This window comes from Polymorphospora sp. A560, assembly GCF_045781765.1.
GTDB classification, from domain to species: domain Bacteria; phylum Actinomycetota; class Actinomycetes; order Mycobacteriales; family Micromonosporaceae; genus Polymorphospora; species Polymorphospora lycopeni.
This window is the reverse complement of sequence record NZ_CP122282.1, coordinates 856,744-870,617: the sequence shown is the minus strand read 5'-3', so window position 1 is coordinate 870,617 and position 13,874 is coordinate 856,744. Positions and strand designations below refer to the sequence as shown.

The following is a 13,874-nucleotide window of genomic DNA, read 5'->3' as shown; positions in this document are numbered from 1 at the left end:
GGCGGGCCGGCCAAGGTCACGGCAGCGGCGGTGCGGTGGTGCCGTAGAGCCAGTCGTCGAAGAACGGCCGCAGTGACTTGCCGGTGACCCGCTCGGCGACGGCGACGAACTCGGCGGTGGTGGCGTTGCCGTCCCGCTTCTCGGCGGTCCAGGTCTTCAACAGCCGGAAGAACGCGTCGTCGCCCACCGTACGGCGCAACGCGTGCACGGTCAGCGCCCCACGCTTGTAGACCGCCCGGCTGAAGATCCCGGACCGGCCGGGGTCGCCGGTCGGCTGGCTCCAGTCGGTCTGGGCGTACTCGTCCGCGAAGTTGGCCTGCGCGGAGCGGCCGCCGTCGTGTTCCTCCCACAGCCACTCGGCATAGCTGGCGAAGCCCTCGTTGAGCCAGATGTCACGCCAGTGGTGGATCGAGACGCTGTCGCCGAACCACTGGTGGGCCAGCTCGTGCGCGACCACCCACTCCCCGGTGTCGCGGCGGAAGAACGACGGTCCGTAGACCGGGCGGGACTGGGTCTCCAGGGCGTAGCCGATCCGGCTCTCGGCGACGACGATCCCGCCGTACGAGTCGAACGGGTAGGGGCCGAAGAGGGTGGCGAGATAGTCGGCGATCTCACCGGTACGCGCCATCGCCGCGTCCGCGTACGTCGTCGGCAGCTCCGCCGCGACCGCGGTGACGATCGGCTTGCCGGCGTGGGTGCCGCTGTTCACCCGGTAGTCGCCGATGACCAGGGTGGTCAGGTAGCTCGCCATCGGCGCGCGCTCCGCCCACTTCCAGGTGGTCCAGCCGTCTGCGGTCGACGTGCCGCCCGGCACTCCGTTGCTGAGGGCGCTCAGCCCCTCCGGGACCGTGATCTCGATGTCGTACGTCGCCTTGTCGAGCGGGTGGTCGTTGACCGGGAACCAGGTGCTGGCCGACTCGGGCTGACCGAGCGCGATCGCCCCGTCGTCGGTGTTGATGAAGCCGCCCTCGCCCAGGTCGGGGCTGCGCACCGTCACCGGGGTGCCGCTGTAGTCGACCTCGACCACGAACCGGGAGTCGCGGTGCAGTCCGGACTCCGGCGTGATCACCAGTTCGTCGCCCTCGCGGGCGTGCCGGGCCGTCGTCCCGTCGACGGTGACCTCGGAGACGGTGAGCCCGACCAGGTCGAGGTTGAACCGGGACAGGTTGGCCGTCGCGGTGGCGGTGATGGTGGCGGTGCCGCCGAGCTGGTCGCCGGCCGGGTCGTAGCGCAGCTTCAGGCCGTAGCTGAGCACGTCGTAGCCGCCGTTGCCGTACGTCGGGAAGTAGGGGTCGCCGATGCCGTCGGCGCCGGCCTCGAAGGTGACCGGTGTCTCACCGACGCCGGGCAGGCCCGTGCACCCGCTGGTGGCGAGCACCGCCACCAGCGCGGCGGCGCCCACCGCCCGAGCGGTTCTGATCTTCATCGATCGATGACCAGTCCGACCTTCTGGAACTCCTTCAGGTCGCGGTAGCCGCACTTGGCCATCGCGCGGCGCAGACCGCCGAAGAGGTTGAGCTGGCCGTCCGGGTCGTCGGACGGGCCGTAGAGCAGCTTCTCCATCGAGCCGAGCGACTCCCCGGCGACCCCGAACGCCCCACGTGGGAGCTGCGGGTGGCTCGCCGCCGAGTGCCACCAGGCGCCGGAGGCCGGCGCCTCGTCGCACATCGCCAGCGGCTCGCCGAGCATGACGGCGTCGGCGCCGCAGCCGAGCGCCTTCGCGATGTCGCCCGAGGTCTGGACGTCACCGTCGGCGATGAGGTGGACGTAGCGCCCGCCGGTCTCGTCCAGGTAGTCGCGCCGGGCGGCGGCCGCGTCGGCGATCGCGGTCGCCATCGGCACCCGGATGCCGAGCACGGTGTCGGTCGTCGACCACTCGTCAGCGCCAACACCGACGATCACGCCGGCCGCGCCGGTGCGCATCAGGTGCAGTGCCGTCTTGTAGTCGGTGCAGCCGCCGACCACGACCGGCAGGTCGAGGTCGGCGATGAACTCCTTGAGGTTGAGCGGCTCGTCGGTGGTCGAGACGTGCTCGGCGGAGACGATGGTGCCCTGGATGACGAGGATGTCGACGCCGGCGTCGAGGATGACCGGGGCGAGGGCGAGGGTGTGCTGCGGCGACACCCGTACGGCGACGGTGCTGCCGCCCTCGCGCATCTGCCGGACCCGCTCGGCGATGAGGTCGGGCCGGATCGGTTCGGCGTACGCCTCCTGCAACCGCTTGGTGGCCGGCGCGTCCTCGTCGAGGGTCGACAGCTCCTCGAGCACCTTCTCCGGGTCCTCGTAGCGGGTCCACAGCCCCTCGACGTTGAGCACGCCGAGGCCGCCGAGCTGGCCGAGCGCGACCGCCGAGGCGGGGCTCATGGTCGCGTCGGACGGGTGCGCCACGCACGGGATCCGGAACGGATAGGCGTCGAGCTGCCAGGCGGTCGAGACGTCGTCGACGTCGCGGGTACGTCGGCTCGGCACGATCGCGATGTCGTCCAGGTGGTAGCCGCGCTGCGCGGTCTTACCCGACCCGATTTCGACCACGTCACGCACAGGAGGCTCCTATCGGGTGTGGTAATTGGGGGCTTCGACGGTCATCTGGATGTCGTGCGGGTGGCTCTCCTTGAGCCCGGCCGCGGTGATCCGGACGAGCTGGCCCCGCTCGTGCAGGTCGCGGATGCCCTCGGCGCCGACGTAGCCCATGGCCAGGCGCAGGCCGCCGACGAGTTGGTGGGCCACCGCGGCCAGCGGGCCGCGGTAGGGCACCCGCCCCTCGACGCCCTCGGGGACCAGCTTCTCGTCGCTGAGCACGTCGTGCTGGAAGTAGCGGTCCTTGGAGTAGGAGCGGGCCTGGCCGCGGGACTGCATCGCGCCGAGCGAGCCCATCCCCCGGTAGGACTTGAACTGCTTGCCGTTGATGAACAGCAGCTCGCCGGGGCTCTCCTCGCAGCCGGCGAGCAGGCTGCCGAGCATGACCGAGTCGGCGCCGGCGACCAGCGCCTTGGCGATGTCGCCGGAGTACTGGATACCGCCGTCGCCGATGACCGGTACGCCGGCCGGCCGGCAGGCGCGGGCCGCCTCCATGATCGCGGTGATCTGGGGTACGCCGACCCCGGCCACGATCCGGGTGGTGCAGATGGCCCCGGGGCCGACGCCGACCTTGACGCCGTCGGCACCGGCGTCGACCAGTGCCTTCGCCCCGGCGTACGTGCCGACGTTGCCGCCGACCACGTCGACCGCGGTCTCCTTCTTCAGCAGCCGCACCATGTCGAGCACGGCGCGCTGGTGGCCGTGCGCGGTGTCGACGATCACCACGTCGACACCGGCGTCGATCAGGGCCCGGGCCCGCTTGTACGCGTCGTCGCCCACCCCGACGGCGGCGGCGACCCGCAGCCGGCCGGCGCTGTCCTTGGTCGCGTTGGGGAACTGCTCGCTCTTGGTGAAGTCCTTGACGGTGATCAGCCCACGCAGCCGCCCGGCCCGGTCGACCAGCGGAAGCTTCTCCACCTTGTGCTGGCGCAGCAGGGCCAGGGCCTGGTCCTTGGAGACCCCGACCTCGGCGGTGACCAGCGGCATCGGCGTCATCACCTGGCGGACCGGGATGCTGGTGTCGGTCTCGAAGCGCATGTCGCGGTTGGTGACGATGCCGACCAGGATGCCCTCGGCGTCGACCACCGGCACGCCGGAGATCCGGTAGCGCCCGCAGAGCGCGTCGACGTCACGCAGGGTGTCGTCGGGGCTGGCGGTCACCGGGTTGGTGATCATGCCGGCCTCGGACCGCTTGACGAGGTCAACCTGGAGCGCCTGGTCCTCCACCGAGAGGTTGCGGTGCAGGACCCCGATGCCGCCCTGCCGGGCCATGGCGATCGCCATCCGGGCCTCGGTCACGGTGTCCATCGCGCTGGACGCGAGTGGAATGGCGATCTCGACGTTGCGGGTGAGCCGGGTGATCGTGTTGACCCGGCTCGGCACGATGTCGGACTCGCCGGGTTGCAGAAGTACGTCGTCGAACGTCAGACCGAGCGGCACGATCCGCTCGGGTGCCGGACCCGTCGAGCTGGCGTCGACCCGGTCCGACGCATGATCGTTCACGGGCGAAATATCCACGATTTGTCCCCTCAGCGGCGCGTCGCTTCATCGTACCCATGTGCCGGTGGCAGGCCCGCGCCCGGCGACCCGGGGTGGTCGGACGCCCCGACCGTACGGCGGGGCGGGCGCGGCGGCCACGCCTACCACTACGGTGGAGGGGTGCACGACGAGCCGATCGACCCGTTCAACGGCGACCCCGCCGATCCGGCAGCGGGGCTCGACGATCCCGAGCAGGACAACCCGCACGACCCGCTGACCGAGGTCGAGCGGCAGGACGTGCTGGAGGACATCGCCGACCTGGAGATCTACCAGGCGTTGCTGAGCCCGATCGGGGTGCGCGGACTGGTCATCGAGTGCGAGGACTGCCGGGAGCCGCACTACTTCGACTGGGACCTGCTGCGCGGCAACCTGCGACACCTGCTCGACTCCGGGCGCACACGGGTGCACGAGCCGGCCTTCGACCCCGATCCCGACCACTACGTGACCTGGGACTACGCCCGTGGCTACGCCGACGGGGTGCACGACACCCTGACCGAGGGCACCGACGACGTCGAGGACGACGAGGCCACCGGGGACTGACCGGCGCCCCGGTGCCGCCGGCCGGTGCCGGCCCCCGTGCGCCGGCACCGTACCGCCCCGTCGCCCGGGCCCGGGTCAGGCCACCAGGCCCGCCCGGAAGCCGGCCGCCACGGCGTGCGCCCGGTCCCGGGCGCCGAGCTTGCGGAAGAGCCGGCGGGCGTGGGTCTTGACGGTGTCCTCCGAGACGAAGAGTTCGCGTCCGATCTCCGCGTTGCTCTTGCCGTCGGACATCCCCCGCAGCACCTGCAGTTCGCGTTCGGTGAGCGTGATCCGCCGCCCGGGCGGGCCGGCCGGCGCGGCCATGGCCGGCGGGCCGGTGTCGCGCCGGGTCGGCGGGCCGGCATAGCGGCCGTCGGGGCTGTTTCCGGCCCGTGGGTCGGCCTGCGGCGGATAGAAACCGTCGTGCCCCTCGTCGCCGCGCTGGGCGGGCACCATCGTGGGCTGGCCGGGTAGCGGCGGCACCCCGGACCGGTCGGCGAGCCGCGCCGATCCACCCGTCCCGGACACCCCGCTACCGGCCGTACCTCGCCCGGCGCCCAGTCCGACCCCGGCCCGGCCGGGCACACAGAGCAGCAGCAACGCCTTGGCGACCACGCTGACCAGGTCGTGGTCGCCGCCCTGGATCAGGCCGCGGGCACCGGCGGCGATCGCGGCGGCGGCGACCCGCGGGTCCTCCGGCCCGAAGAGCACCAGTACGGCGCCGGGTGCGCGGGCCAGCACCCGGCGGGTGAACCCGGCACTGTCCGGGCGGGTCAGCGCGGTGTCGGCGAGCACCACCTCCGCCGGGCCCTCGGCGAGCCGGAGCAGCACCTCGGGTTCGGAAACCGCGGTGCGGACGGCGGCGGACATCCCGAGCCGGGCGGCGGCGGACGCCACGTTGCGGGCGGCGATCGGCGTCCGGACGCACACGAGGACGGTACGCACAGTGATCCCCCTTTCCTCAAGGAGAAGACCACGGAAGCATGTGATCATTACGTGCTTTAACGGCTTAGGAAAGGGAAAGTTCCGGACACTTCACCGGCCCATCCACTTCCCTACCGACAACGAATCGACACGCCTCCGGCAACGAATCGATCAGGGACGTGTGAGGTTCGCGCAAGCGGGGTATCGCCATCGACAGGTCGGGATCCGGTGCGCCTGCGCGGCCCGTCGCCCGGACCGACCGCCAGATCGTCGAGGTGAGCTGACCGCGGGGCCGCGCGGGAGGAGGGGTGCTGATGTCGAACGTGAACAGACTGCCCGGACCCATCGTCGACCTGTGGGAGTGGCAGCGGCTCGGTGCCTGCCGTGGGCGCGACAGCGCCCAGTTCTTCCACCCCGACGGCGAGCGGGGATCGTCACGCAACCGGCGCGAGGCCAAGGCCAAGTCCGTGTGTGGGAGCTGCCCGGTGCGGGCCGAGTGTGCCGCGCACGCGCTGGCCGTACGCGAGCCGTACGGCGTGTGGGGTGGTTTCAGCGAGGCTGAGCGGCTGCGGCTGCTCGCCGTCGGCTGGGAGGACGCCGCCGACCGCCGGCTGTCCCGGGTCGACATCGCCCGCCTGGAGGCCCGCCTGGGCCGCCCGCACCGGTCGACGGTGCCGGCCCAGCGCCCGGCGGCCGTACCCGCCGCCGCGCACTGACCGTCTGACGGAATCGGGGCGCCCACCGTACGGTGGGCGCCCCGATCCGCGTGCGTCGACGCCGGACTCAGAAGCCCGGGCCGTGCTGGTGGCCGTGTCCGTGGCCGTGCGAGTGGCCGTGGCCGCCCGCGGCCGGCTCCGGCTCGGCCGGCTTCTCCACGACCAGGCTCTCCGTGGTGAGCAGCAGCGCGGCGATCGAGGCGGCGTTGGCGACCGCGTTGCGGGTCACCTTCACCGGGTCGATGATGCCGGCCTTGGCCAGGTCGACGTACTCGCCGCTGGCGGCGTTGAGGCCGGTGCCCCAGCTGCTCTCGGCGACCTTCTGCACGACGACGTAGCCGTCGAAGCCGGCGTTCTGGGCGATCCAGCGCAGCGGCTCGACCAGCGCCTTGCGGACGATGCTGACACCGACCTTCTCGTCGCCGGTGAGGCCGAGGTCGCCGTCGAGCACCGAGGTGATCTGCGCCAGCGCGGCGCCACCACCGGGTACGGTGCCCTCCTCGACGGCGGCGCGGGTGGCGGCGATCGCGTCTTCGATGCGGTGCTTGCGCTCCTTCATCTCGACCTCGGTGGCCGCGCCGGCCTTGATGACCGCGATGCCGCCGGACAGCTTCGCCAGCCGCTCGGACAGCTTCTCCTTGTCCCAGTCGGAGTCGGAGGCCTCGATCTCCTTGCGGATCTGGGCGACCCGGTCGGCGACCTCGTTCGGCCGTCCGCCACCGTCGACGACGGTGGTGTTGTCCTTGTCGACCACGACCCGCCGGGCGGTGCCCAGCGACTCCAGGCCGACCGCGTCGAGCTTGTAGCCGAGCTCGGGCGCGACCAGTTCGGCACCGGTGAGGATCGCCATGTCCTGGAGCATCGCCTTGCGGCGGTCGCCGAACCCGGGTGCCTTCACCGCGGTGACCTTGACGGTCTTGCGGATCGAGTTGACCACCAGGGTCGACAGCGCCTGGCCGTCGACGTCCTCGGCGATGATCAGCAGCGGCTTGCTGGTCTGGAGGACCTTCTCCAGCAGCGGCAGCAGCTCCTCGATCGCGGAGATCTTCTGCGTGGTGATCAGGATGTACGGGTCGTCGAGCACCGCCTCCTGCGCCTCGGAGTCGGTGACGAAGTGCGGAGAGATGAAGCCCTTGTCGAACTGCAGGCCCTCGGTGACCTCCAGCTCGGTGGCCAGGGTGGAGCCTTCCTCGACGGTGATGACACCGTCGCGGCCGACCTTCTCCATCGCCTCGGCGATCAGGTCACCGATCGTGGCGTCCTGCGCCGAGATGGTCGCCACGTGGGCGATCGCGGCCCGGCTGTCGACCTCGACGGCCTTCTCGAGCAGCGCCGCGGAGATCTTCTCGACCGCGGCCTCGATGCCCCGCTTGAGGCCGGAGGGGTTGGCGCCGGCCGCCACGTTGCGCAGGCCCTCGCGCACCATCGCCTGGGCGAGCACGGTCGCGGTGGTGGTCCCGTCACCGGCGACGTCGTTGGTCTTCGTCGCCACCTCCTTGACGAGCTGCGCGCCGAGGTTCTCGTACGGGTTGGTGAGCTCGATCTCCTTGGCGATGGTGACACCGTCGTTGGTGATCGTGGGAGCGCCGAATTTCTTGTCCAGGACGACGTTGCGCCCGCGCGGACCGAGGGTGACCCGGACCGTGTCCGCGAGGGTGTTGACACCGTGTTCGAGCAGGTGTCGGGCGTCGTCCGAGAAGCTCAGGATCTTCGCCATCTATGTTCCTCTCGAAGCGACGCAGCCCCGGCCCGGCGAGCCGGTCCGGGGCTGCGTCACGGATCAGTTGGTTACTTCTCGATGACCGCGAGGACGTCGCGGGCGGAGAGCACCAGGTACTCCTCGCCGGCGTACTTGATCTCGGTGCCGCCGTACTTCGAGTAGACGACGGTGTCACCGACCTGGACGTCAACCGGGATCCGGTTGCCCTTCTCGTCGATGCGGCCGGGGCCGACGGCGAGGACGGTGCCCTCCTGCGGCTTTTCCTTGGCGGTGTCGGGGATCACGAGGCCGGAAGCGGTGGTGGTCTCAGCCTCGTTCGCCTGGACCAGGATCCGGTCCTCGAGCGGCTTGATCGCAACCTTGGTCGCGGTAGTCACGGGCATACCCTCCTGGGGTATCTGGTTTCGTAGCCGGTCGATCGCCCAACCGGCGTCAATCTGCCTCATGCCACCGGGCGGTCCGTCGTCGCGGGTGCCGGTCCGCCTGGCGTTGTCCAGCCACCGGCCGGGGCCGGATCGCTGGCACACTCTTGTCGAGAGTGCTAATCGCAGATTAGGCCGCCGCTAGCACTCCGTCAAGGAGAGTGCCAACCCGACCCGCCGGATGACGTAGCCGGCACCGGCGCCGACCGGCCCGACACAATGGGCCGGTGGAACTCGCCGTGCTCGACGCCCTGCGTACCCCGACCGGGGAGACCGCGCTCGCCGCGGCCGCCGGACTGCCCGGCGGCGACCCGCTGGCCGCCGCCGCCGCGCTGCGGACCCGGGGCGTACCCGCCGACCTCGCCGCCGCCGCGCTCACCCAGACCGACCTGCGGCGGCGGGCCGCCGCCAAGTTCGGCCCGGTCGCCGCCGGGATGTTCTTCACCCGGGCCGGCCTGGAGCAGGCCACCCGCGCCGTGGTCGCCGACCGGCGGGCCGCGCGGCTGGCCGCCGCCGGCGTACGGACCCTGGCCGACCTCGGGTGCGGCCTCGGCGCCGACGCGATCGCCGCCGCCCGGGCCGGCATCCGGGTGTACGGCGTCGAGGCCGACCCGCTGACCGCGGCGATGGCCGCCGCGAACGCGGTGGCCGCCGGCGTGGCCGACCGGTTCACCGTCACGTGCGGCGACGCCACCCGGTTCGACGTGTCGACCGTCGACGCCGTGTTCTGCGACCCGGCCCGCCGCTCCGGCACCGGCCGGCGGGTCTTCGACCCGACCGCCTACTCCCCGCCGTGGGACTTCGTCGCCGAACTGACCCGCCGGGTCCCGGCAACCGTGGTCAAGGTCGCCCCCGGCGTCGACCACGCGCTCGTACCCGAGGGCGCCGAGGCCGAGTGGGTCAGCGTCGATCGTGAGGTGGTCGAGGCGGCGTTCTGGTGTGGACCGCTCGCGGCGACGCCGCGCCGGGCCACCCTGCTGCGCACCGCACCGGCCGGCGCGTCCCCGGTTCCCGCCGTGACCGAACTCACCGGGCCGGGCGACATCGCCGCGCCGGTCGGTGCCCCGCGCGGCCACCTCCACGACCCGGACGGCGCCGTGGTGCGCGCCCACCTGGTGGCCGAGTTCGCCGCCACCGTGGACGGCGTGCTCGCCGACCCGTCGATCGCCTACGTCTACACCGACCAGGGCCGGGTCACGCCGTACGGCCGCTGCTTCGAGATCACCGACGTGCTGCCGTTCTCGCTCAAGAAACTGCGGGCGCTGCTGCGTGACCGGGGCGTCGGGCGGGTCGAGATCCTCAAGCGGGGCTCCGCCCTCGACCCGGAACGGCTGCGCCGTGACCTGCGCCTCGCCGGCCCGGCGGCGACCTCCCTCGTGCTGACCCGGGTCGCCGGCGCACCGACCGTCGTCCTGTGCCGGCCGGTCGCCTGAGCCGGCCGTCGACAGTGGGGTGAAGCCGGCCCTCGGGCGTTGCGCTGCCGACCGGCCGGGGCGGCGGTAGGGTCGCGACCATGGCGGGCAAGGGCACCCCGGCGACGGCACTGCTGGCCAGACGGAAGGTGCCGTTCACCGCGCACCCCTACCGGGTCGATCCGGCCGCGCCGTCGTACGGCCTGGCCGCCGCCGCGGCACTCGGGGTGGCGCCGGAGCGGGTGTTCAAGACCCTGGTGGCCACTGTGGACGGCCGGCTCACCGTCGGCGTGGTGCCGGTGACCGGCTCGCTGGACCTCAAGGCGCTGGCGGCCGCGGCCGACGGCAAGCGGGGCGCGATGGCCGAGCCGGCGGCCGCCGAGCGCGCGACCGGCTACGTCACCGGCGGCATCTCCCCGCTCGGCCAGCGGACCCGGCTACCGATCGTGTTGGACGTCTCGGCGCCGCGGTGGTCGACGGTGTTCGTCTCCGGCGGCCGGCGGGGCCTGCAGATCGAGATCGCCCCGGGTGACCTGATCAGCCTGACCGACGCGACCCTCGCCGCCATCGCAACCGCCTGACCAGGACCGCGACCGCCGAATTCGGTGACGTTGCTGAATTGTTATCGCCGACAACAAACTCGCCGCCTCGGCACTCTTGTGTGACCCACGCCGCACCTAATACGTTGCCGGACACAACAAAACATTATGACCGGTTTCGCACCCCCGGTCCGAACCCCACCCTGCCCCTCGTCCGGGGCTCACCCTCCGAAAGGACCCGTGCAATGCGCAGAGGGATCCTCTCCCTGACCGCCGTGGGCCTGCTGACCGTCGGCGGGGTCGCCGCGTGCGGCGACGGCGAAGACACCGGCCCCGGCGGCGCGACGCCGAAGATCGGCGTGATCCTGCCGGACAGCGCCTCCTCGGCCCGCTGGGAGACCGCGGACCGCAAGTTCCTGGCGGCGGCGTTCGACGCGGCCGGAATCGCGCACGACATCCAGAACGCCCAGGGCGACAAGGCCGCCTTCCAGACCATCGCCGACCAGATGATCACCAACGGCGCGACCGTGCTGATGATCGTCAACCTCGACTCCGGGACCGGCAAGGCGGTGCTGGACAAGGCCAAGTCGCAGGGCGTCGCGACGATCGACTACGACCGGCTGACCCTGGGCGGCTCCGCGCAGTACTACGTGAGCTTCGACAACGAGGTGGTCGGCAAGCAGCAGGGCGAGGGCCTGGTGAAGTGCCTCGCCGACAAGGGCGCCCAGAACCCGGTGGTGGCCGAACTCAACGGCTCCCCCACCGACAACAACGCGACCCTGTTCAAGAACGGCTACGACTCGGTCCTCGACCCCAAGTACGACTCGAAGGAATACACCAAGGGCCCGGACCAGTCCGTCCCGGAGTGGAACAACACCCAGGCCGGCACGATCTTCGAACAGATGCTGACCTCGACCGGCGGCAAGATCGACGGCGTGCTCGCCGCCAACGACGGCCTCGGCAACGCGGTCATCTCGGTGCTGAAGAAGAACAACCTCAACGGCAAGGTCCCGGTCACCGGCCAGGACGCCACCGTGCAAGGGCTCCAGAACATCCTCGCCGGCGACCAGTGCATGACCGTCTACAAGGCGATCAAGCAGGAGGCGGACGCCGCCGCCGAACTGGCCATCGCCCTGGCCAAGGGCGAGACCAGCAACGTCGAGACGACGGTCAAGGACCCGGAGAGCGGCCGGGACGTCCCGTCGGTGCTGCTCACCCCGAAGGCGATCTTCAAGGAGAACGTCAAGGACGTCGTCGACGACGGCTACGTCACCCAGGCCGAACTGTGCGCCGGCGAGTTCGCCGCCCGGTGCGCCGAGGTCGGCATCAGCTAGTCCCCGCCAAGGTCGTCAGGCCGCCGCCCGGCAGCCACCGGCGGGCGTACCCACGCCCGCCGGTGCCGGGCGGCGGCCTGCCGGACACCGCCCGACCGGACACTTCAGAAGGAGACCATCCGTGTCCGCGACACCCCTGTTGGAGCTACGCGGGATCGACAAGAGCTTCGGTCCCGTACAGGTCCTGCGCGACGTCGCCTTCGCCGTCCAGCCCGGCGAGGTGACGGCCCTCGTCGGCGACAACGGCGCCGGCAAGTCCACCCTCGTCAAGTGCATCAGCGGCATCCATCCCACCGACGCGGGCGAGTTCTTCTTCGAGGGCGCGCCGGTCAGCATCAACAGCCCCCGGGACGCCGCCGGCCTGGGCATCGAGGTCGTCTACCAGGACCTCGCGCTCTGCGACAACCTCGACATCGTGCAGAACATGTTCCTCGGCCGGGAGAAGCGCAGCGGGCTGGTGCTCGACGAGGCGACCATGGAGCAGATGGCCGCCGACACGCTCGCCGGGCTGTCGGTGCGTACGGTGCAGTCCCTGCGCCAGCACGTCTCCAGCCTGTCCGGCGGGCAGCGGCAGACGGTGGCGATCGCCAAGGCCGTGCTGTGGAACAGCAAGCTGGTCATCCTCGACGAGCCGACCGCCGCGCTCGGCGTCGCGCAGACCGCGCAGGTGCTCGAACTGGTCCGCCGGCTCGCCGACAACGGCCTGGCCGTCGTGCTCATCTCGCACAACATGAACGACGTCTTCGCCGTCTCCGACCGCATCGCGGCGCTCTATCTCGGGCAGATGGTCGCCCAGGTACGGACCACCGACGTGACACACGCCCAGGTGGTCGAACTCATCACGGCCGGTCGCACGGAGAGCACCGCCGACCTCGGCAAGACCACCAGCACGGGAGCGGACCGATGACCACCACGACGGCTGCGGTGCAGAAGGAGTCGGCACCGGCGCCCGCTCCGACCCTCGGCGACCACGTCCGGGGCTACCTGGCCCGGGTACGCGGCGGCGACATCGGGGCGCTGCCGGCCGTACTCGGTCTGGTCGTGCTCTGCGTGGTCTTCTCGATCATGCGCCCCTCGTTCCTGTCGGCCGGCAACTTCGCCAACCTGTTCACCCAGGGCGCCGCGGTCACCCTGATCGCGATGGGGCTGGTCTTCGTCCTGCTGCTCGGCGAGATCGACCTGTCCGCCGGCTTCGCCAGCGGGGTCTGCGCCGCCGTGCTCGCGGTGCTCGTCACCGAGCAGGGCCTGCCCTGGTACGTGGCACTGCTCGCGGCCCTCGGCACCGGGGTGCTGATCGGCCTGGTGCTCGGGCTCCTGGTCGCCAAGATCGGCATTCCGTCGTTCGTGGTGACGCTGGCCGGCTTCCTGGCGTTCCAGGGCATCGTGCTGTTGCTGATCAAGGGCGGCAACAACGTGTCGGTGCGCGACAGCGTCCTGGTGGCGATCGCCAACCGCAACATGCCGCCGGTGCTCGGCTGGGTGCTGGCCGGCGTCGCGGTCGCCGGCTACGCCGCCGTGCAGTTGCTGCGGCACCGCAAACGGGCGGCCCGGGGACTCGTCACCGACCCGCTCGCCGTGGTCGCCGCCCGGATCGGCGGGCTGGCACTGATCCTCGGCGTCGCCGTCTACATCCTCAACCAGGAACGCAGCCGGGTGCTGGTCACCTCGCTCAAGGGCGTGCCGATCGTGGTGCCGATCATCGCCGTACTGCTGATCGTCTGGACTTTCGTGCTCCAGCGCACCGCGTACGGCCGGCACATCTACGCTGTCGGCGGCAACAAGGAGGCGGCCCGGCGGGCCGGCATCAACGTCGACCGGATCCGGATCTCGGTCTTCGTCATCTGCTCCGCGATGGCGGCGATCGGTGGAATCGTGGCGGCGAGCCGGGCCAACTCGGTCGACGCCAACACCGGTGGCAGCGACGTCCTGCTCTACGCGGTCGGGGCCGCGGTCATCGGCGGCACCAGCCTCTTCGGCGGCAAGGGCCGGGTACTCGACGCGGTGCTCGGCGGCGCCGTGGTCGCCGTGATCAACAATGGGATGGGTCTGATGGGATACAGCTCGGGGGTCAAGTACGTGGTCACCGGTTCGGTACTGCTGCTGGCCGCTGGCGTCGACGCGCTGTCCCGACGTCGGGCCACCGCCACCGGCAACCGCTGACCGCCGCCACCG

At 71.5% G+C, this 13,874-nt stretch carries 13 protein-coding genes; 7 read left to right on the top strand and 6 right to left on the bottom strand.

The window, feature by feature from the left end; translation table 11 throughout:
- Window positions 1-16 precede the first annotated feature (16 nt).
- The 3 genes from QCD66_RS04115 to guaB are packed head-to-tail and all read right to left on the bottom strand — an operon-like array spanning window position 17 to window position 4,080.
- Window positions 17-1,426, bottom strand: a complete 1,410-nt coding sequence (locus tag QCD66_RS04115) for a M1 family metallopeptidase (protein ID WP_375736364.1) — start codon at window positions 1,424-1,426, stop codon at window positions 17-19.
- Window positions 1,423-2,541 carry a GuaB3 family IMP dehydrogenase-related protein gene (locus tag QCD66_RS04110; RefSeq protein ID WP_364215649.1) on the bottom strand — a complete coding sequence of 373 codons (1,119 nt, stop codon included), beginning with the start codon at window positions 2,539-2,541 and terminating at the stop codon, window positions 1,423-1,425. The genes QCD66_RS04115 and QCD66_RS04110 overlap by 4 nt, the downstream gene beginning before the upstream one ends.
- Before the next feature lie 9 nt (window positions 2,542-2,550).
- Window positions 2,551-4,080 (bottom strand): IMP dehydrogenase, encoded by a 1,530-nt coding sequence (gene guaB, locus QCD66_RS04105; protein ID WP_375736363.1) that lies wholly within the window; start codon window positions 4,078-4,080, stop codon window positions 2,551-2,553.
- 156 nt (window positions 4,081-4,236) lie between these two features.
- Here guaB and QCD66_RS04100 point away from each other — a divergent pair, with 156 nt between their 5' ends.
- A complete protein-coding gene (locus QCD66_RS04100; protein ID WP_375736362.1) occupies window positions 4,237-4,656 on the top strand; it encodes a DUF5319 domain-containing protein in 420 nt (139 codons plus the stop codon).
- A gap of 75 nt (window positions 4,657-4,731) precedes the next feature.
- On the opposite strand, the gene QCD66_RS04095 is transcribed toward QCD66_RS04100, so the two are convergent.
- A complete protein-coding gene (locus QCD66_RS04095; protein ID WP_375736361.1) occupies window positions 4,732-5,580 on the bottom strand; it encodes a response regulator transcription factor in 849 nt (282 codons plus the stop codon).
- 293 nt (window positions 5,581-5,873) lie between these two features.
- On the opposite strand from QCD66_RS04095, the gene QCD66_RS04090 reads away from it, so the two are divergent.
- Complete coding sequence (locus QCD66_RS04090; protein WP_357534005.1) at window positions 5,874-6,275, top strand: WhiB family transcriptional regulator; 402 nt, start codon at window positions 5,874-5,876, stop codon at window positions 6,273-6,275.
- 67 nt (window positions 6,276-6,342) lie between these two features.
- On the opposite strand, the gene groL is transcribed toward QCD66_RS04090, so the two are convergent.
- Both groL and groES read right to left on the bottom strand, forming a co-directional pair.
- A complete protein-coding gene (groL, locus tag QCD66_RS04085) occupies window positions 6,343-7,992 on the bottom strand; it encodes a chaperonin GroEL (protein WP_364210939.1) in 1,650 nt (549 codons plus the stop codon).
- A 71-nt stretch (window positions 7,993-8,063) separates the two neighbouring features.
- Window positions 8,064-8,378 carry a co-chaperone GroES gene (gene groES, locus QCD66_RS04080; RefSeq protein ID WP_212822863.1) on the bottom strand — a complete coding sequence of 105 codons (315 nt, stop codon included), beginning with the start codon at window positions 8,376-8,378 and terminating at the stop codon, window positions 8,064-8,066.
- Window positions 8,379-8,644: 266 nt separating this feature from the next.
- Here groES and QCD66_RS04075 point away from each other — a divergent pair, with 266 nt between their 5' ends.
- The 5 genes from QCD66_RS04075 (at window position 8,645) to QCD66_RS04055 (ending at window position 13,862) form a co-directional block, all read left to right on the top strand.
- A complete protein-coding gene (locus QCD66_RS04075; protein WP_407567002.1) occupies window positions 8,645-9,850 on the top strand; it encodes a THUMP-like domain-containing protein in 1,206 nt (401 codons plus the stop codon).
- Window positions 9,851-9,930: 80 nt separating this feature from the next.
- Complete coding sequence (gene ybaK / locus QCD66_RS04070; RefSeq protein ID WP_375735705.1) at window positions 9,931-10,410, top strand: Cys-tRNA(Pro) deacylase; 480 nt, start codon at window positions 9,931-9,933, stop codon at window positions 10,408-10,410.
- 203 nt (window positions 10,411-10,613) lie between these two features.
- Window positions 10,614-11,702 (top strand): substrate-binding domain-containing protein, encoded by a 1,089-nt coding sequence (locus QCD66_RS04065; RefSeq protein ID WP_364210930.1) that lies wholly within the window; start codon window positions 10,614-10,616, stop codon window positions 11,700-11,702.
- Window positions 11,703-11,823: 121 nt separating this feature from the next.
- Window positions 11,824-12,609, top strand: a complete 786-nt coding sequence (locus QCD66_RS04060) for an ATP-binding cassette domain-containing protein (protein WP_357534013.1) — start codon at window positions 11,824-11,826, stop codon at window positions 12,607-12,609.
- Complete coding sequence (locus tag QCD66_RS04055) at window positions 12,606-13,862, top strand: sugar ABC transporter permease (protein WP_375735704.1); 1,257 nt, start codon at window positions 12,606-12,608, stop codon at window positions 13,860-13,862. The genes QCD66_RS04060 and QCD66_RS04055 overlap by 4 nt, the downstream gene beginning before the upstream one ends.
- Window positions 13,863-13,874 lie beyond the last annotated feature (12 nt).